Consider the following 21,854-nt stretch of genomic DNA (forward strand, 5'->3'; position numbering starts at 1 on the left):
GAAGGGGCGGGACCGCATCCGGTCCCGCCCCTTCGCACGTCCTCAGCGGCCCGCGAACTCCTCGCGCAGCCGCACCTTCTGCAGCTTGCCGCTCGCGTTGAGCGGCAGCGCCTCGACGAACGCCACGTCGGTGGGGCACTTGAAGTGCGCCAGGTGCTCGCGCGCCCACTCGATCAGCGACTCGGCGGTCAGCGCCTCGCCGTCGGCTCCCGCGGCGCGCACGACGATCGCGAGGGGCGACTCGCCCCACCGCTGCGACGGGACTCCGATCACCGCCACCTGGGCGACGCCCGGGTGGCCGGTCAGGACGCTCTCGACCTCGGCGGGGTACACGTTCTCGCCGCCGGTCACGATCATGTCCTTCAGCCGGTCGTGCAGGTACAGGTAGCCGTCGGCGTCCATCGATCCCCCGTCGCCGGTGTGCAGCCACCCGTCCGCGTCGATCGCGGCCGCGGTGTCCTCGGGGCGCCTCCAGTAGCCCTTCATCACGTTGCCGCCGCGCACGATGACCTCGCCGCGCTCGCCCGGCGGCAGGTCAGCCCCCGTGGCGGGGTCGACGATGCGCACCTCGTTGTTGCCCTCGACCCGTCCCACCGACCGCAGTCGGTGCACGGTCGCGGGAGTCGGCCGATGGTCCTGCGGCCCCAGCAGGGCGACGCCGCCGGTTGACTCGGTGAGCCCGTAGCCCTGGTAGAAGCCGCAGCCGAACACCTCGGTCGCGTCGCGCAGCACCGGCTCGGGCATGGGGGCGCCGCCGTACATGATCCAGCTGAGGGTGCCCCAGTGGGCGTCGCGCACCTCCGGCAGGCCCAGCAGGAACTGGATCACGGTCGGCACCATCACCGCGTGGCTCACCCGGTGCTCCCGCAGGATCCGGCACAGGTCCGCGGGGCCGTCGGGGTTCAGCATGAGCAGGGTCGCGCCCTTCAGGTGCGCCATGAGCGCGAGCCCGAAGCCCGTGACGTGGAAGAACGGGACGGGTGCGAGGGCCACGCTGTCGGCGTCGAACCCGACCACGGCGAGCGGCCCGGCGAGGGCCGAGCTGAGGTTCCGGCCGCTCAGCTCGATGCCCTTGGGGCGCCCGGTCGTCCCGGACGTGTAGAACATCAGCGCGGTGTCCTCGGGGTCGCGGGCGTGACCCGGATCCACCGCGGGATGCCCAGCGCGCCACGCGTCGAGGACGGCGAAGCCGGGGTGCGGGACCTCCGTGAGGACACACTCCACGCCCGTTCCCGCGATCGTCTCGGCGTGGATCTCCATGCCGGGACCCAGCACGGCCACGCGCGGCGCCGCGTCCTCCACGATGTGGGCGATCTCGGGCGCCGCGAGCCGGAAGTTCAGCGGCACCGGGATCGCCCCCGCCTTCGCGGCGCCGTGCAGCACCTCGAAGAAGGTCGTCGAGTTCTCGCCGAGGTAGCAGACCCGATCGCCCGGCTGGACGCCCTCGGCCACGAGCGCCGCGGCGAAGCGGTTCACGGCCTCGTCCAGGTGCGCGAAGGTCGTGGCGCCACCGGGCTCGATCACGGCGATCGCGTCCGGCGTCGCGGCGGCACTGCGCCGCAGGACGTCCTCGAGCCGCCGGAAGTCCGAGCCGTCGCCGTGGGTGCTCCAGGTGAACCCGGACAGGGTCATCCCTTCGTCCTGAGCTGGTCGACGAAGAGCAGCCGGCCGAGACCACGCTCGTAGCGGATGGGGTCGCGGGCCATGCGGGCGCGCGACTCGATCGCCATCCGATCGGTGTCGCAGGTCCAGTCGCCGCGCGCCATGGCGGCCAGGCCGGTCCGCGCGACGTCACGCGGGTCCTCCTTGTCGCCGTCGACGTGGGCCGCCATGCGCGTGTCGACCGAGCCGACGATGAGCGAGGTCACGCCGATGTCGAGCGGCTCGAGCTCGGCCCGCGCGATGCCACCCAGGTAGAGGGCCGCGGCCTTCGAGGCCGAGTAGCCGCCCATGAATGCGGTCGGCGCGATGGCCGCGACGGACAGGACGTTGACGATCGCTCCCCCGCCGTTGCCCGCGATCACCGGGGCGAACGCTCGGGTCATCTCGAGCGGGCCGAAGTAGTTGACCTCCATCTCGCGGCGCGCGGCGCCGGGATCGGCGGCCTGGACGAGGCGGTCGCCCGCGTGGAGTCCGGCGTTGTTCACCACGACCGTGGCGTCGGCGCAGTGGCGCGCCGCCTCTCGCACCTGCTCGGGGTCGGTCACCTCCAGGGCGACCGGCTCGGCACCGCTCGCGGCGAGCTCGGGTGTGATGTCGCCGAGGTCGCGGACGCCTGCGTAGACCTTGGCCGCGCCCGCGGCGAGCGCCTCCTGGACGAAGGCCAGACCGATGCCGCGGTTGGCCCCGGTCACCACGACCGTGCTGCCCGCGACCGGGGTCCTGCGGCCGCGGCTCATCGAGCCCTCCACGGCGACGTCCCCGGACGCTCGGAAGTCGATGTCATGGCACTCCTCTTTCCTTGGTGCACTCACTACGTTTAATGTAGTAATCTGTATCACACTGTCAACTGAAGTGTCACGAGGAGCGACCATGGCGATCGCGAGGGGCCTGCATCCGCAGGCGAAGGTCCGGGAGTACCAGGCGAAGGGATGGTGGACCGAGGAGACCCTCGACGGCTTCTACCTCCAGCAGGTCGCCGAACGGGCCGACCACCTGGCCATCGTCGACCCGGCGAACCGGTCCGACCTGCTGGGATCGGCCGCGCGCCGTCTCACGTGGAGCGAGCTCGACGCCGAGGTCCTCACGGTGGCCGCCCGCCTCGACGACCTCGGTCTCCAGCGCGGCGACGTGCTCGGCGTGCAGCTGCCGAACACCATCGAGCTGGCGCAGGTCTACCTCGGTGCCTGGCTGCTCGGCATCGTCGTGTCGCCACTTCCCATGCAGTACCGCGAGCACGAGATCGTCGGCATGGCGAACCAGGCCGGCTTCCGCGCGTTCGTCGGCGCGCCGGCCTTCGCGGGCCGGAGTCCGGCCGAGGAGGCCGCTGCGCTGCGTGACCGCGTGCCCACCCTGGAGCACGTCATCGCGTTCGGCGACGCGTCGGAGTTGGAGGGTCTCGACGCGGCGCTCATCGCGTGGTCGCCCACGAACGCCACCGCCGACCAGCGGGCCCGCGTCGAGGCCCGTCGCGCCGCCGACCCGAACGACGCGAACGACTGCGCGACGATCTGCTGGACCTCGGGCACCGAGAGCGAGCCGAAGGGCGTGCCGCGCGCCCACCTCGAGTGGGCCGCCATCAGCACCGCGACCGTCGACGCCCCGCAGGTGACGGCGGACGACGTCCTGCTCAACCCGTTCCCCATGGTCAACATGGCCGGCATCAACGGCATGTTCCTGCCGTGGCTGCGCACCGGCGGCGTCCTCGTGCAGCACCATCCCTTCGACCTGAAGACCTTCCTGGGCCAGATCGCGGTGGAGCGCGCCACCTACACCGTGGCCCCGCCCGCCCTGCTGTGGATGCTGCTGCACAACGACGACCTGCTGGGACAGATCGACCTGTCGAGCCTCACCCGCATCGGCTCGGGCTCCGCGCCGCTGCAGCCGGTCATGGTCCGCGGCTGGCAGGAGAAGCTGGGCATCGGCGTCATCAACTTCTTCGGCTCGAACGAGGGCATCGGCCTGCTGTCCAGCGTCGAGGACTTCCCCGACCCCGACGACCGGGCCCAGTTCTTCCCGAGGTACGGCGCCCCCGGCGTGACGTGGTCCTCCCGGATCTCCGAGTGGGTGCGGATCAAGCTGGTCGATCCCGCCACCGGCAAGGAGGTGACCGAGCCCGGCGTGCCCGGGGAGCTGCGCATCGGCGGGCCGACGATCTTCGCCGGCTACCTGAACCCGGAGACCCGTGCGAACCCCTTCGACGAGGAGGGCCTGCTCATGACGGGCGACATCTTCGAGATCGCCGGCGACCGCCACCAGTTCCTGCACTACCTGGACCGCGCGAAGGACCTGGTCATCCGCGGTGGCATGAACATCGCCCCCGCCGAGATGGAGGCGCTCATCGGCGAGCACCCCGCGGTGGCGGACGTCGCCGTGGTGGGCGATCCCGACGAGCAGATGGGCGAGCGCGTCGCGGCGGTCGTGACCCTGAACCCGGGCGCCGCACTGACCCTGGAGGAGCTCGTCGCCTTCCTGCGCGAGGCGAGGATCGCCTCCTACAAGCTGCCCGAGCGGCTCGAGATCCGCGACGAGCTGCCGCGGAACCCCGTGGGCAAGGTGCTCAAGCGCGAGCTCCGCCGACCCGTCAACCCCTGAGGAGACCCATGAACGACCGACACCCGTACGTCCAGCTGCTCGACCGCATCATCGCGGCCGCCCAGGCCGGCGACCCCGCCGACCTGTTCAACGTCTACGCGCCCGACGCCGTCATCTGGCACAACCACGACGGCGTCGAGCAGACGGTCGAGCAGAACGCCAAGGTGCTGCGCCGGATCTCCGAGCGCGTCACCGACCGCGAGTACACCGACCGCCGGATCCAGCTGTTCGAGGGCGGCGTCGTGCAGCAGCACGTCCTGCGCGGCACCAACGTCCGCACGGGCGAGCCCGTCACGCTGCACGCCTGCGTGGTCGTCACCGTCGGCGAGGACGGCCTGATCCAGCGCCTCGACGAGTACATCGACTCCGCCGAGGCGACGCGCTTCAGCAGCTGACCGCGGACCCAGCACCGCCCCGGACCCTCAGGGTCCGGGGCGGTGGTGTTCCGGGCCCGCGGCGCTCCCGCCCGCCCAGCCCACGCCCCACTTTTGTGACGCGAGTCGGCCGGAGGGCTCGCCGCGACCCGAACCGCGTCACAAAAGTGGGGGGCGGGTGCTAGAACGCGGCAGGGCGGGGCGGTGGTGGTTCCGGGGCGCGCGAGGTCAGCCGGCGAGGCCCGTGGCCCGGCGGAGGAGCTCGACGAGCTCGCGACGGTCCTGCTCGGTCTCGCGCGTGGCGTCGGTGCGGTGGGTCTCGCGGGGGCGGCGGTCGTGCCAGAACAGGCCGGTGGTCGTTGCGGGCTCACGGGCGGCGGCCAGCCACACAGCGGTGTCGGCGCCCTGCTCGGGCGTGCGGAAGTCGGACTCGAAGCGGCGGATGAAGCCCTGCATCGCACCGGACCCGCGCAGGCCCGGCGAGTCCGTCCAGCCCGGGTGCGTCACGTGCGCGACGATCCCCCGGTCGGCCAGCTCGGCCCCGCGCAGCTCGGTCAGCACGATCTGCGCCCGCTTGGTGCGCGAGTACGTCGCCTTCGGGTCGAACGCCTCCTCCTCGCCGCGCAGCTCGCCCAGGGTGAGGCGCTGGCTGTAGGCCCCGCCGGAGGTCATCTCGATGATGCGTGCGGGAGCCGACTCGCCGAGGCGCTCCAGCAGCAGCTCGGTGAGCAGGTAGGGACCGACGACGTTCGTCGCCCAGCTCATCTCGATGCCGTCGGCCGAGGTCTCCCACGTGTCCCACATCCCGCCGGCGTTGTTGATCAGCACGTCGATGCGGCCGTATCGCTCGAGCAGCTCGGCGGCAGTGGCTCGGACCGACTCCAGTGAGGCCAGGTCCAGGTGGATCCACTCGACCTTCGCCCCGGTGGCGGCGGTGATCTCCTGCACGGCCGCCTTCCCCCGCTCGGCGCTGCGGCCGAGCATCACGACGTGGGCGCCGAGAGCCGCCAGGCTCCGCGAGGCCCCCAGGCCGACGCCGGCGGTGCCGCCGGAGACGATGACCGTCTTCCCGCTCACGTCGGCCAGGTCGGAGTCGTCCCAGGTCGGGCGGCGTCGCTCGTAGCCGAGGCGGCTGAAGCTGATGGTGTCGTCTGCGGCGACGTCGGCATCGATGCGGTCTGCGTCATTCATGCTTTCATAGTAACAGTCACTCTGTGCCCGTGAATACCGCATTTTTCAGGGATCTGTGACGCGGTAGATGCTAGGAACATAGCCGCGCACGGACACGACGACGGGCCCGGTCGAGGACCGGGCCCGCCGTACCGCCGTGTGGATCAGTCGACGGTGATGACGTCTCCCGCGGGGACGAAGCGCTGGTCCTTGTGGGACCAGGCGAAGGGGCCGAAGCCGCTGACGCCGCCCGAGCGCTCCGCGCTGCTCTTCCACGTCACGCCGTCGAGCAGGACCGGGGACGCGTAGTCCTGGTCGCGCGACGCGAGCATGATGCTCTCGCGGGTGAGGCCGGCGTCGGAGTCCGCCGCCTGCTTCAGCGTGTTGACGAGCAGGTCGGCGGCCATCCAGCCGCTCACCGTGATGGTGTTGTTCGGGTCGGCCACGTCGGACACGTCGGACACCTGCGACAGGTACTCCTTCACACCGGCGTCGTCCGCCGACTCCGGGTCACCGGGCTCCTTGAGGTACTTCGGCACGACGGCGCCGTCGGCCGCCGCGCCGGCGGCGATGTACTCCGCGGCGTTCGCGCAGTTGCTGGCCTTCACGAGCAGCTCGGGCTTGAAGTCGACGCGGGCCATGGCCTGGTCCAGCACGCCACAGGTGCCGGTGACGCCACCGTGGTAGAGGACGTTGACGCCGGCAGCCTTCAGCTTCGTGGCCGCCGCCGTCGGATCCGTGTCCTCGGTCTGCTCCAGGATCTCGAGGCCGCCGGCCTCGGCCGAGTCCTCGAACGCCGCGGCCATGGCCGCGCCACTGGCGGTGGCGTTCTCGGCGACGCCCAGCTTCACGTCGTCGACCTTCGACTTGATGTAGTCGACGAGGAACTTGGTCTCGACGTCAGCCGACGGCAGGAACTGCAGCGTCCACGGGTACGCCTCGATGTCGGTGAAGCGGATGTCGCTCGAGCTGGGGTACAGCATCGGGACGCAGGCCGCGTTCTGGTCGTCGGCGATCGCCGCCACCTGGCCGGCGCCGAAGGTCGTGATGAGGTCGACCTTGTCCTTCTGCAGGAACTCGGTGGCGTTCGCCTTCGCCTTGTCCGGGCCGAAGGCGTCGTCCTTGTAGCTGACCTCGAGCTCGATGCCACCGAGCTCGTCGTCGGCGTTCGCCTGCTTGATGCGCGCGTCGTAGCCCGCGATGGCGAGCTCGGCCGCGCCGGCGATGGGGCCGGAGAGCGGGGCGCTGTAGCCGACGGTGATCTTGTCGGTGATCTCCTTGGTGGCCGCGTCGGGATCCTCGCAGTCGTCCAGGTTCAGCTCGAAGCCGCCGGACGAGCTCGCGGAGCCGTCGTCGTCGCTGCTCGAGCCACAGGCGACGAGGGTGAAGCTCGCCAGCACAGCGGCCGGGAGCACCGCCGCACGCCGGAACCGGCGCAGAGTGGTGGATGCGGTCATGATCGGGACCTTTCAATGGGGGTGATGGTGCTGTCGAGCGGGTGCTCGGGGTGGGGCGCCGGATCTGGCGCAACCGGCGTCACACCGGTGGCGACGTCCGGACGGGGGTCACGGACGACGACGTGGCGCCGAAGCAGGTGGGCGAGCGAGCCGACGATGCCGGCCGGTGCCACGAAGATGACGAACAGCAGGACGAGCGCGAACAGCACGGCGGACGACTGGCCGCTGCCGATGTCGGCCGTGTAGTACGGCACGTAGACCACGGCGAGAGCACCGGCGATCGGGCCGAGCACGGTCCGCTCGCCGCCGATGACCAGGCCGATCAGCAGGGTGATGCCGGCCAGCAGGGTGAACGATCCCTCCGCGTAGAGGCTGCCCATGTAGAGCGCGAACAGCGAGCCCGCGACGCCGGTGATCGCCCCCGACAGCCCGAAGCTGCCGACCTTGACGATCGCGATGTTCACGCCGGAGGCCGACGCGGCGATCTCGTTCTGCCGGACGGCCGACATCGCCATGCCGTAGCGGCTGCGCGAGAGGCACCAGCAGACGTAGAAGGTGATCGCCATGACCACGATGGAGAGCCAGAACAGCCAGACGTACTTCTCGCCCAGGCCGAGGCCGGTCCACTCCGGCGGCCGCATCGCGGTGCGCGGGATGGTCATGCCGCTCGCGCCCCCGGTCAGCCCGTCGAAGCGCGCGACCAGCTCGGGGAACGCGACGGCGAACGCCAACGTGACCATCGCGAGGTAGAGCCCGCGGATCCGCAGCGCCGGCAGTCCGACCAGCAGGCCGACCACGAGGCTGATCGCGAACGCGACGGGGATCGTCGCCCACCCCTCCCACTCGGCCTTCACCATGAGGATGCCGGTGGTGTAGGCGCCGATGCCGAAGAAGGCCGAGTGGCCCACCGACAGCAGGCCCACGTAGCCGGTCGCGAGGTTGAGGCCCGCGATGGCGATCGCGAAGATCATCACCCGGGTGACCTGGCCGATCTCGAACGGTGCGAGCCCGCCGAGCCACAGCACCGCGGCGACGGTGAGGACCGCCCCGACGCCGATCAGGGCCCGGTGGACGGGCGTTCCGCGTTCGATGACACGAGGGGAGTTCACACGCGCTCCAGACGTCGGGCCCCGAACAGACCGGTGGGGCGAACCAGCAGGATGACCACGATCACGACGAGGGCGACGGTCAGCGACATCGAGCCGCCGAGGAACGTCGCGTACCCGTTCACCAGGGCCAGGCCGATGCCCAGGCCCAGGCCGCCGACGACGGCGCCCTTGATGCTGTCCAGCCCGCCCAGCAGGGCGGCGGCCGTGGCGAAGATCAGCACGTTGAACATGCCGTGCAGGCCGAGCTGGCCCGGCGGGACCAGCGGGATGAGCAGGGCGCCGGCGAAGGCGCCGATGGCGCTCGACAGGCCCCACGACAGGGTCAGGACGCGCCCCACCTTGACGCCCGAGAGCGCGGCGGACTTCGGGTTCGTCGCGACGGCCCGCATCTGCAGACCCATGCTCGTGTACCTGAAGAACAGGTATAGCGCGAACACGATCGCGGCGGTGATCAGCCAGATGCTGATCGAGTCGTAGTACAGGCGGGCCCCGGCGATCGTCACGAAGTCGTTCTCACCGCTGGGCAGCATGCGCGGGAAGACCTTGTCGTCGGACCCCCAGATCCAGCCGTCCAGGCCGTTGAGGCCGGTGAACAGGGCCAGTGCCACGATCAGCACCGCCGTCTCGTCCCGTTTGGCCACCGGCCGGATCAGCCAGCGCTCGACGAGCGCGCCCATCGCGAAGCCGATGGCGATCGCGGGCAGGATGGCCACCCACGGGTTCAGCCCGTGCGTCGTGAGCCACCACGTGATGTAGGTCGTGAAGAGGGCGAACTCGCCCTGGGCGAAGTTGATCGTCGAGGAGCTGCGGAAGACGATCACGAGGCACAGCGCGATCAGGATGTAGATCGAGCCGCTCGTGGCGCCGGCGAAGACGCGGGAAAGCAGGATGTCCATGGATGCTCCTCAGTAGCCCAGGTAGGCGGCGCGGATGCTGTCGTCGGCCCGGAACGCCTCGGCGGAGCCGGTGGCGCTGACCTCCCCGACCTCGAGCAGGTAGACGCGCGACGCGATGTCCATCGCCAGCTCGGCGTTCTGCTCGACGAGCAGCATCGCCGTGCCGGACTCGCGGTTGATGTCGCGCAGCGTGTCGAACAGGCCCTGCACGATGACCGGGGCCAGGCCGAGGCTGACCTCGTCGCACAGCAGCAGGCGGGGGCGGCTCATGAGCGCGCGCGCGACGGCCAGCATCTGCTGCTCGCCGCCCGAGAGCGTGCCGGCGACCTGGTCACGGCGCTCGGCCAGGCGCGGGAAGACGCCGAACCACCGGTCGAGGTCCTCCTCCACCCCGGCCTTGTCGCGACGGGTGACGGCACCGACGCGCAGGTTGTCCAGGACGGACATGGAGGTCAGCGTGCCGCGGCCCTGGGGCACGAGGCTGACGCCGTTGAGCAGCATGACGTCGGGACGGACGTTGTCGAGCGGCTTCCCGTCGACGCGCAGGTCGCCCCGGAACGGCAGCTGGCCGGAGAGCACGCTCAGCAGCGTGGACTTGCCGGCGCCGTTGGCGCCCAGCACGACGACGACCTCGTGCTCGTCGACGTGCACCGAGACGTCCCGCAGGACGGTGGCGGCGCCGTAGCCGGCGGTGAGGTTCGAGGCCTCGAGCAGCGCGGTCATGCGGACCTCCCGAGGTAGGCGGCGATGACTTCGGGGTGGCGCTGCACGTCGGCGGGCAGGCCGTCGGCGATCGTGCGGCCGAAGTCCATCGCGACGACGTGGTCGCACACGCCCATGACCAGGCCCATGTGGTGCTCGACCAGCAGCACGCTGAAGCCGAACTCGTCGCGCAGGGAGCGGATCAGGTCGCCCAGCTCGCCGACCTCGGAGTGGGTCAGGCCACCCGCGGGCTCGTCGAGCAGCAGCAGGGAGGGACGACTGATCAGGGCCCGGGCGAGCTCGACGCGCTTGAGGGTGCCGAAGGGCAGGCCCGCGGCCGGCAGGTAGGCCACGTCCACGAGGTCGAGGCGCTCGAGCAGCGCCCAGGCCTGGCCCTCGACCTGCTTCGTCGCGCGACGTGATCCGGGCCAGCCGACGAGCGACGGCAGCAGGTGGGGGGTCTGCGTGCCGTGGGCCCCGAGAATCGTGTTCTGCAGGACGGTCAGCTCGGGCCACAGCGCCAGGTTCTGGAACGTGCGGGCGATGCCGGAGCGGATCACCTGGTGGCGGCGCAGGCCGAGCAGGTCGACCTCGCCGTAGCGGATCGTGCCCTCGTCGGGCTGGTAGACGCGGGTGACGCAGTTGAAGAGCGACGTCTTGCCGGCGCCGTTCGGGCCGATGAGTCCGCAGATCTCGCCCTCGGCGACCTCGAACCCCACCCGATCGAGCGCGGTCACCCCACCGAAGCGGAGAACAACGTCCGAAACCTGAAGCATCAGGAGCCTTTCACTAGCGAAGTACGTGAGGGACACAGTAGCCGTTGGGTTGTGATCGGAGTCACTCGGTTGGCATCCCTGTGTCTTTATAACGGTCCGAAACGGCGCAGGTCAAGAGAAACTCTGTGTTTTGAAGTGCCTTTTCTCATTGATGCGTCGCGTACGCCTGAGGACAAGCGAAAGCGGCGCGCCGGAGGCCGGCGCGCCGCTCGTGGAGGAGGCGTGGATCAGGTCGCGTCGGCCCGCCGCAGGCTGCGCTTGAGCACCTTGCCGACGGGGTTGCGCGGCAGCTCGTCCACGACCAGCAGGCTCTCCGGGAGCTTGTAGCTGGCGATGTGCCGCTCGCGCAGGAAGTCCACGAGGGACTCGAGGGTGACGGTCGCTCCCTCGCGAGGCACGACCACCGCGCGGGTCCGCTCCCCCAGCTGCGGATCGGGCACCCCGACGACCGCCACCTCGGCGACGTCCTCGTGGGCGCCGACCAGCTCCTCGAGCTCGGCCGGCGAGATGTTCATCCCGCCGCGCACGATCATGTCCTTCGCGCGGTCGACGTACTGCAGGTAGCGCAGGTCGCCGTCCGCGTCGGCGACGTACATGAACAGGTCGCCGCTGCGGTAGAAGCCGTCCTCGGTGAAGGGGTCCGAGGTGGTGGTGCCGGCCAGGTAGCCGGCGATCACGCCCGGGCCGCGCACCAGCAGCTCGCCCGGCACCCCCTCCTCGGTGATCTCGGCGCCGCTCGACGGGTCGATCAGCTTGGTCCGGTAGCCGCGCGGGCCGCGGTTCGACCACGCGTGGTCGGGTGAGCCGAAGCGGGCGAACAGCCGCGAGCGCAGCTCGGGGTCGGGCACCGTCGCGGGGTCGCCCACGAGGTTGAGCCCCTCGTTCGAGCCGAAGCAGTTCACGATGTCGATGCCCAGCCGCTCCTTGTACGCCCGGATCATCGCGGGCGGCAGCGGCGCCGAGCCCGAGCCGATGTGGCGCAGGCTGCTCATCCCCTCGGGAGTCATGAACGGCAGGTCGAGCGCACGGACCAGCAGGGCCGGCGGCACGACCGTGTAGGTGACCTGCTCGGTGCGGATCTGGTCGAAGAAGACCGGTGCGTCGAAGGGATGGTGCAGGACGAGGGTGGCCCCGGTCAGCAGCCACGGCACGAGCATCCCGCCGATCCCGGCCATGTTCACCAGCGGGAACGGGTTGAGGATCACGTCGTCGGCCGTCAGTCCCATCGCGTCGACGCTCGTCAGCCCCATCGGCTCCCAGTCGTTCGCGCAGCGTGGCACTCCCTTCGGCGTCGCCTCGGTGCCCGACGTCCAGCAGATCGTCACGGCGTCGTTGGGATCGAGGTCGACCACGAGGCGGTCGAGGGGCCCTCGGTCGACGGGCCCGGCCAGTGCGGCGGTGAGGTCGACGTGACCGTCGACGGCCCGCGGCCCGAAGGTGAGCACGGTGGCGACCGAGCCGACCGCCGCCAGGGCGGCGAGACGCTCGCCGAGCGGCGTCCCCTGGAACTCGGCCGTGCCGACGAAGGCCTTCGCGCCGGCGAGCTCGAGCATCTGCGTCAGCTCGTACTCGCGGTACTGCATCGGGAAGGGCGTCGCGACCGCGCCGATCGTGGAGAGCGCCACGTAGGAGACGGCCAGGTCGGCGCAGTTCGGCAGCTGGAGCCCGACGACGTCGCCCGGGGCGACGCCCGACGCGAGCAGGACGGCCGCGAGGTCGCGGGCGCGCTCCTGCACCCCAGCCCAGGTGAGGCGCTGCGGCGGCAGGCCCATCAGCTGGTGCAGGTTCGGGGCGTCGACCACGGCCGTGCGGTCCGACGCGCGGGCGACGTGGCCGCTCACGCGCTCGGGCCAGACCGGGACGCCCCAGACCCCCAGGGCCTCGTACTCGGCAACGCGTTCGGGCGGGTGAAGTTCCATGGTTCCTCCGGGCTCGGTTGCTCCGTTACTACATCTAACATAGTTACATGTCAATCGCGGCGACCCGAAACGGGTGGAGATGCTTGACTATGTTCCGCGCAGGAACCACTGTTGTCACCGCACGACTACGACAACGAAAGGCACCACATGACGGCGGCGGCCACGGACGAGAACGGCGCCTCACCCCTCGGCCGGTCCCTGATCCTGCTCGGCGACATGTGGACGCTGCGGATCGTCATGTGGGTGTTCAACGGCAAGCGACGGTTCCAGGACCTGCGCAACGCCCTGGCCATCTCCGACCCCGTCCTGTCGCGCCGGCTGAACTCCCTCGTCGACGAGGGCATCCTCGAGGCGCGTGAGTACCAGACCAACCCGCCGCGGCGCGAGTACGTCCTCACCGAGGCGGGCCTCGACCTGTGGCAGGTCCTCGTGGCGATGTGGGTGTGGGACCGCCGCTGGGCGGGACACCTGCACCGTGACGCGCAGACCAAGCTGCGCCACCTCGACTGCACGCACCTCACCCGTCCGGTCTTCGGGTGCGGAGCCTGCGGCGCCATCGGCGTGGGCGCCCGGGACGTGCGCGGCTCGGTCGACGACCGGCTCCTGCTCGACAGCGTCCAGCGCCGCTCGCGCCGGTCCCCCACGATGACCACCCCGATCGACGCCTCGGGCGTCCTCGGCGACCGGTGGTCCACCTTCCTGCTGTCCGACGCGTTCACCGGCACCCGGCGGTTCAACGACTTCCAGGAGAACCTCGGCATCTCCCCGGTGACCCTCACCCAGCGGCTGCACCTCTTCGTGGAGGCGGGCCTCATGTCACGCGAGGACGTCGCCGGCGGCAAGCGGCAGGAGTACCGGCTCACCTCCAAGGCGCTGGACTTCTTCGACGTCACGACGACGATCAACGGCTGGGCCCAGCGCTGGCTCACGGAGGACGGCCGCTCGGGGCTCAACCTCGTGCACATCCCGTGCGACGACGACCTCGTGGCGCAGTTCACCTGCAACGCGTGCAACGGCGTGCTGACGCGCACCAACATCCGGTTCGAGGGGCCGATCGCCGAGCTGTGACCCGGCGACCGGCCCTCGTGGCCGGTGACTCAGCGACCCGTGAAGACCGCGGACCGCCGCTCGAGGAACGCGGCCACGCCCTCCTGGTGGTCCTTCGACAGCTGGCACTCGGTGAGCGCCTCGATGTGCCGGGCCAGGTGCTCGTCGCGAGTGCGCGACGACGACCAGTTGAGCAGCGACTTCGCGCGGGAGATCGCGAACGGCGAGCCGGTCGAGATCCTGGCCGCCAGCTCACGGGCGGCGGGAAGGAGGTCCTCCGGCTCGACGACGTCCATCACGAAGCCGATCCGCTTCGCCTCCTCGGCGTCGATGAACTCGCCCGAGAACACCAGCCGCTTGGCCTGCTGCGGCCCGACGAGGTCGGGCAGCAGGAAGGTGCCGGCGCCGGTGTCGGGGATCAGGCCGCGCTGGACGAAGATCCACGAGAACCTCGCCCGCGTCGAGGCGATGCGGAAGTCGGCCTGCGTCGACAGCTCGACGCCCAGGCCAGCCGCGGGACCGTCGACGGCCACGATGACCGGCGTCGACGACTCCCAGAGGTACCAGTGCCGGCCGTCGGTGTGCCCCTCGCGGTCCTCGGCCTTCGTGCCCGGCTCGACGTCGCGCAGCTCGGTCAGGTCGGTGCCCGCGCAGAACTGACCCGGGACGCCCGTGAGGATGATCGCCCGCACGGCCGGATCGGCATCGGCCTCGGCCGTGTGGTCGCGGATCGCGTCGTACATCGCGTAGTTCAGCGCATTGCGCTTCTCCGGACGGTCGATCGTGATCGTCGCGACGCCGTCCGCGACCTCGTAGTGGACATGCGGGCTGGTCATGACGGCTCCTCGGTGGTGGGCGGGACGAAGCGGAAGGGCACGCCGCACAGGTCGACGACCCGCCCCACGTCCCGCGGGTCGGCTGCGGCGACGTCGACGGCGACCAGGCCGCGTCGTCCGTCACCGGACTCCACCAGCGCAAGCGACTCAGGGCCGAGCCTGACCGTGTGGTCGGCGTCGACGGGAGCGCCGGTCAGCGCCGCCCAGTTCGCCGCGACGGCCGCCGGGTCGCCGACCGCGAGGGTGGCGCCGACGATGTCGCGGGCAGCTCCGGTCGCGCGCTGGTCGAAGATCCCCGGCGCGAAGTGCCACGTGTCGAACGGCTCGACCTGGTCGATCTCGGCGAGCGTGCCGAGCGCCTTGGGGTGCCACTGCGAGATCACGTGCCCGTCGTACTCCTCGTGCAGGAGCGGGGCCAGCTCACGGGTGGCGGCCCGCTCGACCACGGCGTCGAGGTCGGTCACCTGGGCGACGGCCATGAAGCCGCCCGGCCCGTTCTTGGCCACCAGGCGCCCGTGCGCGGAGTCCGTGGACGCCGGAGCCACGATCTCGAGGAAGGTGTCGCCGAAGCTGAACACCTCGTGGACGAAGCCGAGCTTCGCCATCCCCTCCTCGTCCCGGACCGTGCCGGGGAAACCGAAGGCGGCGATCGCCTGCTCGGTGGCCGCGGGCAGATCGTCGGTGATGAGGACGATCTGGCGCAGGCGCAGGGTCTCGGTGCGCGGTGATTCCATCAGTTGACTCCCGTCGTCGTGCGCAGCTGGTCGCGCAGCTCGCGCTTGAGGACCTTGCCCACCGGATTGCGGGGCAGGGCTTCCACGATCTCCAGCCGCTCGGGCCACTTGAACTTCGCGACGTCCGCGGCGCGGACGATCTGCAGCACATCGTCGAGCCGTACGGGCTCGTCACCCGAGGGGACCACGAACAGGCACAGCCGCTCGCCGAGGTCGGGGTCGGGCAGGGCGACCGCAGCCGCCTCGGCGACGCGCGGATCGGCCGTGACGATCGCCTCGATCTCGGCCGCCGAGATCTTGTAGCCGCCGCGGATGATCAGGTCCTTGGCCCGGTCGACGTGCACCAGCAGGTCCTCGTTCTCGTGGCTGATCTCGAAGACGTCGCCGGTGCAGAACCAGCCGTCCTCGTCGAAGCCCTCACGGCCCCGGCCCAGGTAGCCCGAGAAGATCGCGGGGCCCTTCAGTCGCAGCTCGCCGGGGCGGCCGGGCTCGTCGATCTCGGTGCCGTCGGCCAGGTCGACGAGGCGGGCGGACATCGCCGACGCCACGCGGGTGCGGTAGGCCAGGCCGGGCCGGCCGTAGCGCGGGAAGAGACGTCCGCGCTGGGCCGGATCGGGCACCGTCTCGGGCTCGGCGAACAGCATGCCGCCCTCGTTCGAGCCGAAGAGGTTGAGCACCTCGACGCCGCGACCGCTCTCCCAGGCGTCGATCATCCATCCGGCCAGCGGGGCCGAGCCCGAGGAGACCGCGCGCAGGGACGACAGGTCGCGGTCGGGCCCGTCGCCCGACACGACCGCGTTGAGCACCGGCGGCGGCGCGCAGGTGTAGGTCACCTCGTGCGCCTCGATCTGCTCGCAGAACAGGTCCAGGTCGAAGGGGTGGTGCTGCACGAGGGTGCAACCGGTGAGCAGCCACGGGACGAACATGCCGGCCAGCCCGCCACCGTTCACCATCGGGAACGGGTTGAGCAGGACGTCGTCGGAGGTCAGTCGCGGCGACTGCACGCAGGCGGTGCCGAGCACCTCCCAGTCGCCGTAGGCCCGGGGCACCCCCTTGGGGAAGCCTTCCGTGCCCGAGGTCCACACGATCGTGGCCGGATCGGCCGAGCCGAGGTCGAGGCCGGCGGCGTACGCGTCGGCCGCGGCGATCGCCGGCTCGTCGGCCTCGAGCGGGACCAGTCGCGGATCGGACGCCGGATCGCCGAACGCCGCGACCGCGCGAAGCCCGGGGACGGCCGTGCTGAAGTCGGCGGCCTCGCCGGCGAGGTCGCGGCCGAGCGCCGCGGTGGTGGTGACGAAGACCCCGAGACCCGCGAGCTCGCTCATCCGCACCAGCTCGTGGCTGCGGTACTGGATCGGGAAGGGGCACGCGATCGCACCGAGACGGGCGACGGCCAGGAGGGTGAGCGGCAGCTCCACCACGTTCGGCAGCTGCACCCCGACCACGTCGCCGCGGCGGACGCCCAGGGCGTGGAGCGCGGCGCCGATCCGCCGGACCTCCTCGGAGGCCTCGGCCCAGGTGAGCGACCGGGGCTCCCCCGACATGACGGCGGCCCGGTTGGGCGGGTCGACCAGGGCGGTCGCGTCGGGCCGGGTGCGCGCGGCCTGGTCCAGCAGCCCGGACCACGTCCGGCCGGTCCACCAGCCGTCGGCCACGAAGGCGCGCCGCTGTTCCTCGTCGAACAGTTCCATGGCCGCGATCCTAGACGAGGATTTGCAAAACTACTAGATAGGAAGTTACGAGATTTCCCTCTTCCACTGGACTTTCAAAGGTCAAATGCATGTAAGGTCCGTTTAGGACAGCCACCACCGGAGGAGGATCGATGACGGACGGACCCGACATCGTCGTGGTGACGCGCGACCGGCCCGGCACCGCCACGGTGACCCTGAACCGCCCGGAGCGTCGCAACGCCTGGAGCGTTCCGCTGCAACGGGAGTACTTTCACGCGCTCTCCGAGTTGGCCGCCGACGCCGACGTGAGGGTGATCGTGGTGACCGGCGCCGGGGGCACGTTCTGCCCGGGCGCCGACACCGACGCCCTGCAGGTCTACGGCGACACCGGCACGACGAACCCGGAGATGGCCTCGATCGAGCAGCCCGAGTGGTTCCCGCTGCTGGTGCCGAAGCCCGTGATCGCCGCGATCTCCGGCATGTGCGCGGGGGTCGGGCTGGCCCAGGCCCTGCAGTGCGACCTGCGCGTCACGGCCCCCGACACCCGCTTCACCACCGCGTTCGCCAAGCGCGCCCTCCCGCCGATGCACGGCATGGGACCGCTGCTGGCCCGCGCCGCCGGCGAGTCGACCGCCGCCGACCTGCTGCTCACGGCCCGCACCTTCGACGGTCTCGAGGCGCACCGCCTCGGCGTCGTGCACGAGACCGCCGACGATCCCGTCCGCCGAGCACTCGACCTGGCCGAGGAGACGGCCGCGACGTGTGCCCCCTCCGCCCTGGCCACCATCAAGCGGCATCTCGTCGCGCCGTGGGTCGACCGGGTGCGCGAGGCGTCCGAGTCGGTCGACGCGACGCTCGACGACGTGCTGTCCTCGGCCGACTTCCGCGAGGGCCTGGCGAGCTTCCTCGAGCGCCGGCCCCCACGATTCCCCCCTCTGTCCCGGGACTGGTTCCCCGCTACGCGAGAAGAGTGACCCTCATGTCCGACACCGTGCTCGACCGCCTCCGCCTCCCCGTGGTGGCGGCGCCCATGTTCCTGATCTCCGGACCCGACCTCGTGGTCGCGGCCTGCGAGTCCGGGGTCGTGGGCTCCTTCCCCAGCCCGAACTGCCGCACGGCGGAGGAGCTCGACACGTGGATGGGGACGATCCGCGACCGGCTCGCGGGCTCGCCCGACGCCGCACCGTGGGCGCTCAACCTGGTCACCCACCGCAGCAACGCGCGGCTGCCCGAGGACCTGCGACTCGTGGCCGAGCACCAGCCCGACATCGTCATCACCGCCCTCGGGTCCCCCCTGCCGGTGATGGAGGTCGTGAAGTCGTACGGCGGCATCGTCATCGCCGACGTGGTCAACCTCAAGCTGGCCGCCAAGGCGATCGCCGCCGGGGTCGACGGCCTGGCGTGCGTGTCCGCCGGCGCGGGCGGCCACACGGGCCACCTCTCCCCGTTCGCCTTCATCTCGGCCGTCCGCGAGATCTTCGACGGGATCGTCACCGTGGGCGGTGGCGTCACCGACGGCGCCGGCGTGGCCGGAGCGGTCGCCGCCGGCGCGGACCTGGTCTACATGGGCACCCGCTTCCTGGCCACCACCGAGAGCATGGCGCAGGAGGAGTACAAGCAGATGGTCGTCGACCACGGCCCGGACGACCTCGTCGTCAGCTCCGGCGTCACCGGCACCCCCGCCTCGTGGCTGCGCCCGAGCCTGGTCGCGAACGGCTACGACCCCGACGCCATGGTCGGTCCCGCCCAGCGCGACTACGACTCCACGGCCGGGGCCGGCGCGCGCTGGAAGGACCTCTGGGCCGCCGGCCAGGGCCTGCAGACGATCCACGCGATCGAGCCCACCGCCACGGTCGTCGACCGCCTCGAGGCCGAGTACCGCGCCGCCGCCGACCGCTTCGGCCGCCTCGCCCTCACCTCACCCCTGGCCTGATCTCGATACGCCGGCTCGTTCCTCGCCGAGCTACTCGATCACCGGTGGTCGAGTAGCAGGCGAGCGCAGCGAGACGCGTATCGAGACCACGCTCCGGACAACAGCGAAGCCCGCCACCCTCTCGCAAGGTGGCGGGCTTCTTCGTCCAGTCTGGCTCAGAGGCCCACGGCGGCGGCCGCGGACTCCTCGGTCTGCCAGCGGCGCAGCTCGTCGCCGGCGCACCAGGTGGAGTGCGTGCCGCTGGAGATCCGCTCGGGCAGCTTGAGCTTGCAGACGGGGCCGTCGGACAGTCGCGCCGCGTCGAAGACCACGGCGTACGACGCGTCGTCGTTCATGTCCGAGATCAGCGTGACGAGGTAGCCGTCGTCCTCCGAGGTCGAGCCCACGCGGGGCGCCATCGCGGTCTCGCTGCCGTAGACGCCGTCGCCGAAGGCGAACGTCTCCTCCGCGCCGGTCCACGAATCGTGCTTGACCAGCCCGTTGAAGAGGAACCAGCCGGGCTTGTTCGTGGCCGAGTAGGAGTAGCGGTGCTTCACGCCGCCGAACGAGCCGTTGATCATGCCGAACTCGGAGACGGTGTCGGTGAGCCGCTCCTCCTTCGTCTGACCGGTCACGAGGTTGAAGCGCCAGCGGTGCAGGCGCGTCTCCATGCGGTCCTGCGCGAGGAAGCGGAAGGCGCGCTCCCACTGCGTGCCGGTGCCGTTGTCGGCGGGCTCGGGATCGGTCTGGAAGTAGCCCTCCAGGACGACCTCGTCACCCTCCTCGTACGCGTTCGTGAAGTGCAGGACGTACGTGGACTCGGCCTCGAACCACTTGATGTCCGAGGTCTGTCCGCGCCGCGGGATGATCGCGAAGCGCGCGGGCATGTCGCGGTGCCACCGGGCGACGTGCGCGTTCTGCTTGAGCGCCTCGGGGTCCCAGAACAGCGGCATGTCATTGAGGATCGCGTAGTTCTCGGTGAACGCCATGTCGTGCGGCAGACGCGGGCCCGGCAGCGGGATGTCGACGTAGTGGACGAGGTCGTTGCTCTCGTCGACGACGCCGTACTTCATGTACGGCGCCTCCTTGCTGTAGTTGAAGAACATCATCTCGCCGGTGCGGTCGTCGACCTTCGGGTGCGCGGAGACGCCCCAGTCGAACGGGAAGTGACCGTTCCAGCTCTCCTTGCCCAGCGTCTGGGCCGAGAACGGGTCCACCCGGTAGAGGTCGCCGCACTGGTAGAAGCTGGTCAGGGCGACGCCGCGGTGCACGACCACGTCGGTGCTGGACGCGTCCTTCATCTGGCGGCGGGCGCCCCAGCCGTCCTCGCGCAGCGCGATCTGCGGCCGCTCGGCCAGGCCGGCCCACAGCGCGTGCCCGGCCTCCTGCTCGGCGAGATAGCCGTCGGTGCGAATCATCCGGTTGCGGTAGAACGCCTTGCCGTCACGGAAGCCCACGACGTGGACCATGCCGTCGCCGTCGAACGGGTGGTAGTTCTTCAGCGACGCGTGCACCGGGTTCTCGGTGTTGCGCAGGTAGACGCCGTCGAGGTCCGCGGGGATCGCGCCCTCGACGACCTCCAGGTCGTCGGCGACCCACTCGTTCGTCTGCGGACGCCACGGGCCCGTGCGGTACGGGTGGTCGTCGTCGTCGGGCAGCGTCGACAGCAGCTTGCCCACCAGTTCAAGATCCATGGAAGTTCCTCTCGCCTCGCGACGGTCAGTGGGCCGTCACGACGAAGCTGACGGTGGTGGCGGTGCTGCCACCGAAGTTGAGCGTGCCGACGGTCTCGGCGCCGTCGACCTGGTAGTCGCCGGCCGTCCCGGCCACCTGCTTGGTGGCGTCGAGGACCATCCGGATGCCGGAGGCGCCCACGGGGTGCCCGCCGCCGATCAGGCCGCCACTGGGGTTGATCGGCAGCCGGCCGCCGATCTCGATGTCGCCGTTCTCGATCGCCTTCCAGGACTCGCCCGGATCGGTCAGGCCGATGTGGTCGATCGCGATGTACTCGCTCGGCGTGAAGCAGTCGTGCGTCTCGAGCGCGTCCAGGTCGTCGATCCCGACCTGGGCACGGTCGAAGGCGTCCAGCACGGCGCGGCGCAGGTGCGGCATGACGTAGGTCTGGTCGGCGGCACGGTCCAGCTTCTGCTGCAGGCCCAGACCCACGGTCTGGTGGCCCCAGCCGGCGATGCGCGCGAGCGGACGCAGGTCGGGGTGCCGGACGAGGAACGCGTCCGAGACGAGCACGATGCCCGAGCCGCCGTCGGTGATCTGGCTGCAGTCGAAGCGGCGGACGCGCCCGTCCACCGGCGGGTTCAGCGCGGGGTCGCCGGCCGGGCCGAGGTCCGGGACGTCCCAGCCGCGCGTCTGCGCGTTGGGGTTGAGCTTCGCGTTGGCGAAGTTGATCTCGGCGATGCGGGTCAGGTGGGCCTGGTCGATGCCGTAGCGGCGGTCGTACTCGTCGGCGACCTTGCTGAACATGTGGGGCCACATGAACGTGGCGTCCTCGCCCTCGTGGCCGGTCCAGGCGGCGGCGCCGAGGTGGTGTGCGGCCTGGTCGCCGCTGACGGTCTTCTCCAGCTCGATGCCCACGACGAGGGCGCTGTCGTAGTTGCCGGCGCGCAGGTCGGCCATCGCGGCCAGCACGGCGATGCTGCCCGAGGCGCACGCGGCCTCGTGGCGCGAGGAGGGGGTGCCCCACAGGCCGGGGTTCACCGTGGCCGGCATGGCGCCGAGCTGGCCCTGATGGGCGAACAGCTGGCCGAAGGCGTTGCCCACGTGGACGACGCCGATCTCCTCGGCGTCGAGCCCGGAGGCGGCCAGCGTGCCGTCGACGACCTCGGTCGCCAGATCGGCGAAGTCCTTGCCCTCGCGGGTCAGGTTCCGGGCGAAATCGCTCTGGTACCCACCGAGCACCCAGACGTTCGGCGACTTGGTCATGATCCACCTCTCTCCACGCGCGCTCGCGCGATGCTCGTCATACTACACTTATCAGAGT

Annotated in this window: 19 protein-coding genes; 5 read left to right on the forward strand and 14 right to left on the reverse strand. The window is 70.9% G+C overall.

Going from position 1 to position 21,854, the window contains the following annotated elements:
* Window positions 1–42 precede the first annotated feature (42 nt).
* Both B5D60_RS04400 and B5D60_RS04405 read right to left on the reverse strand, forming a co-directional pair.
* A complete protein-coding gene (locus B5D60_RS04400; RefSeq protein ID WP_078699021.1) occupies window positions 43–1,632 on the reverse strand; it encodes a long-chain-fatty-acid--CoA ligase in 1,590 nt (529 codons plus the stop codon).
* Window positions 1,629–2,399, reverse strand: coding sequence for an SDR family oxidoreductase (locus B5D60_RS04405; RefSeq protein WP_078701282.1), 771 nt, complete (start codon window positions 2,397–2,399; stop codon window positions 1,629–1,631). Before B5D60_RS04405 ends, B5D60_RS04400 begins: the two co-directional genes overlap by 4 nt.
* A 133-nt stretch (window positions 2,400–2,532) precedes the next feature.
* On the opposite strand from B5D60_RS04405, the gene B5D60_RS04410 reads away from it, so the two are divergent.
* Both B5D60_RS04410 and B5D60_RS04415 read left to right on the forward strand, forming a co-directional pair.
* Entirely contained in the window at window positions 2,533–4,254 is a 1,722-nt protein-coding gene (locus tag B5D60_RS04410) for a class I adenylate-forming enzyme family protein (RefSeq protein WP_078699022.1), read from the forward strand.
* 8 nt (window positions 4,255–4,262) lie between these two features.
* Entirely contained in the window at window positions 4,263–4,649 is a 387-nt protein-coding gene (locus B5D60_RS04415) for a nuclear transport factor 2 family protein (RefSeq protein WP_078699023.1), read from the forward strand.
* Between the two features lie 207 nt (window positions 4,650–4,856).
* Here the strand turns inward: B5D60_RS04415 and B5D60_RS04420 are convergent, their stop codons facing one another.
* The 7 genes from B5D60_RS04420 to B5D60_RS04450 all read right to left on the reverse strand — a co-directional run bounded on the left by B5D60_RS04420 (window position 4,857) and on the right by B5D60_RS04450 (window position 12,657).
* Window positions 4,857–5,819, reverse strand: a complete 963-nt coding sequence (locus tag B5D60_RS04420) for an SDR family NAD(P)-dependent oxidoreductase (protein WP_172806253.1) — start codon at window positions 5,817–5,819, stop codon at window positions 4,857–4,859.
* A gap of 143 nt (window positions 5,820–5,962) precedes the next feature.
* Window positions 5,963–7,255 (reverse strand): ABC transporter substrate-binding protein, encoded by a 1,293-nt coding sequence (locus tag B5D60_RS04425; protein WP_078699025.1) that lies wholly within the window; start codon window positions 7,253–7,255, stop codon window positions 5,963–5,965.
* Window positions 7,252–8,364: a branched-chain amino acid ABC transporter permease gene (locus B5D60_RS04430; protein ID WP_078699026.1), complete on the reverse strand. Its 1,113-nt coding sequence runs from the start codon at window positions 8,362–8,364 to the stop codon at window positions 7,252–7,254. Before B5D60_RS04430 ends, B5D60_RS04425 begins: the two co-directional genes overlap by 4 nt.
* Window positions 8,361–9,260, reverse strand: coding sequence for a branched-chain amino acid ABC transporter permease (locus tag B5D60_RS04435; RefSeq protein WP_078699027.1), 900 nt, complete (start codon window positions 9,258–9,260; stop codon window positions 8,361–8,363). Before B5D60_RS04435 ends, B5D60_RS04430 begins: the two co-directional genes overlap by 4 nt.
* A gap of 9 nt (window positions 9,261–9,269) precedes the next feature.
* The gene (locus tag B5D60_RS04440) at window positions 9,270–9,983 is read right to left on the reverse strand and encodes an ABC transporter ATP-binding protein (protein ID WP_078699028.1); all 714 of its coding nucleotides are present in this window, start codon (window positions 9,981–9,983) and stop codon (window positions 9,270–9,272) included.
* Window positions 9,980–10,699 (reverse strand): ABC transporter ATP-binding protein, encoded by a 720-nt coding sequence (locus tag B5D60_RS04445; protein ID WP_231948971.1) that lies wholly within the window; start codon window positions 10,697–10,699, stop codon window positions 9,980–9,982. Before B5D60_RS04445 ends, B5D60_RS04440 begins: the two co-directional genes overlap by 4 nt.
* 266 nt (window positions 10,700–10,965) lie before the next feature.
* A complete protein-coding gene (locus B5D60_RS04450) occupies window positions 10,966–12,657 on the reverse strand; it encodes a class I adenylate-forming enzyme family protein (RefSeq protein WP_078699030.1) in 1,692 nt (563 codons plus the stop codon).
* A 147-nt stretch (window positions 12,658–12,804) separates the two neighbouring features.
* Between B5D60_RS04450 and B5D60_RS04455 the strand changes: the two genes are divergently transcribed.
* The gene (locus B5D60_RS04455) at window positions 12,805–13,725 is read left to right on the forward strand and encodes a winged helix-turn-helix transcriptional regulator (protein WP_078699031.1); all 921 of its coding nucleotides are present in this window, start codon (window positions 12,805–12,807) and stop codon (window positions 13,723–13,725) included.
* A gap of 29 nt (window positions 13,726–13,754) precedes the next feature.
* Here the strand turns inward: B5D60_RS04455 and B5D60_RS04460 are convergent, their stop codons facing one another.
* Genes B5D60_RS04460 through B5D60_RS04470 form a run of 3 tightly spaced genes read right to left on the reverse strand, consistent with a single transcriptional unit; the run spans window position 13,755 to window position 16,965 of the window.
* Entirely contained in the window at window positions 13,755–14,540 is a 786-nt protein-coding gene (locus tag B5D60_RS04460; protein ID WP_078699032.1) for an enoyl-CoA hydratase/isomerase family protein, read from the reverse strand.
* A complete protein-coding gene (locus B5D60_RS04465; protein ID WP_078699033.1) occupies window positions 14,537–15,274 on the reverse strand; it encodes a VOC family protein in 738 nt (245 codons plus the stop codon). The genes B5D60_RS04460 and B5D60_RS04465 overlap by 4 nt, the downstream gene beginning before the upstream one ends.
* A complete protein-coding gene (locus B5D60_RS04470; RefSeq protein WP_078699034.1) occupies window positions 15,274–16,965 on the reverse strand; it encodes a class I adenylate-forming enzyme family protein in 1,692 nt (563 codons plus the stop codon). The genes B5D60_RS04465 and B5D60_RS04470 overlap by 1 nt, the downstream gene beginning before the upstream one ends.
* Window positions 16,966–17,096: 131 nt before the next feature.
* Here B5D60_RS04470 and B5D60_RS04475 point away from each other — a divergent pair, with 131 nt between their 5' ends.
* Entirely contained in the window at window positions 17,097–17,918 is an 822-nt protein-coding gene (locus B5D60_RS04475; protein WP_078699035.1) for an enoyl-CoA hydratase-related protein, read from the forward strand.
* Window positions 17,919–17,923: 5 nt separating this feature from the next.
* Window positions 17,924–18,877, forward strand: a complete 954-nt coding sequence (locus B5D60_RS04480; protein ID WP_078701283.1) for an NAD(P)H-dependent flavin oxidoreductase — start codon at window positions 17,924–17,926, stop codon at window positions 18,875–18,877.
* Between the two features lie 155 nt (window positions 18,878–19,032).
* On the opposite strand, the gene B5D60_RS04485 is transcribed toward B5D60_RS04480, so the two are convergent.
* On the reverse strand, window positions 19,033–20,550 hold the full coding sequence (locus B5D60_RS04485; RefSeq protein ID WP_078699036.1) for a carotenoid oxygenase family protein: 1,518 nt from the start codon (window positions 20,548–20,550) through the stop codon (window positions 19,033–19,035).
* A gap of 25 nt (window positions 20,551–20,575) precedes the next feature.
* The gene (locus tag B5D60_RS04490) at window positions 20,576–21,796 is read right to left on the reverse strand and encodes an acetyl-CoA acetyltransferase (protein WP_078699037.1); all 1,221 of its coding nucleotides are present in this window, start codon (window positions 21,794–21,796) and stop codon (window positions 20,576–20,578) included.
* Window positions 21,797–21,854 lie beyond the last annotated feature (58 nt).

The sequence above is a fragment of the Aeromicrobium choanae genome, from assembly GCF_900167475.1.
GTDB lineage: Bacteria > Actinomycetota > Actinomycetes > Propionibacteriales > Nocardioidaceae > Aeromicrobium > Aeromicrobium choanae.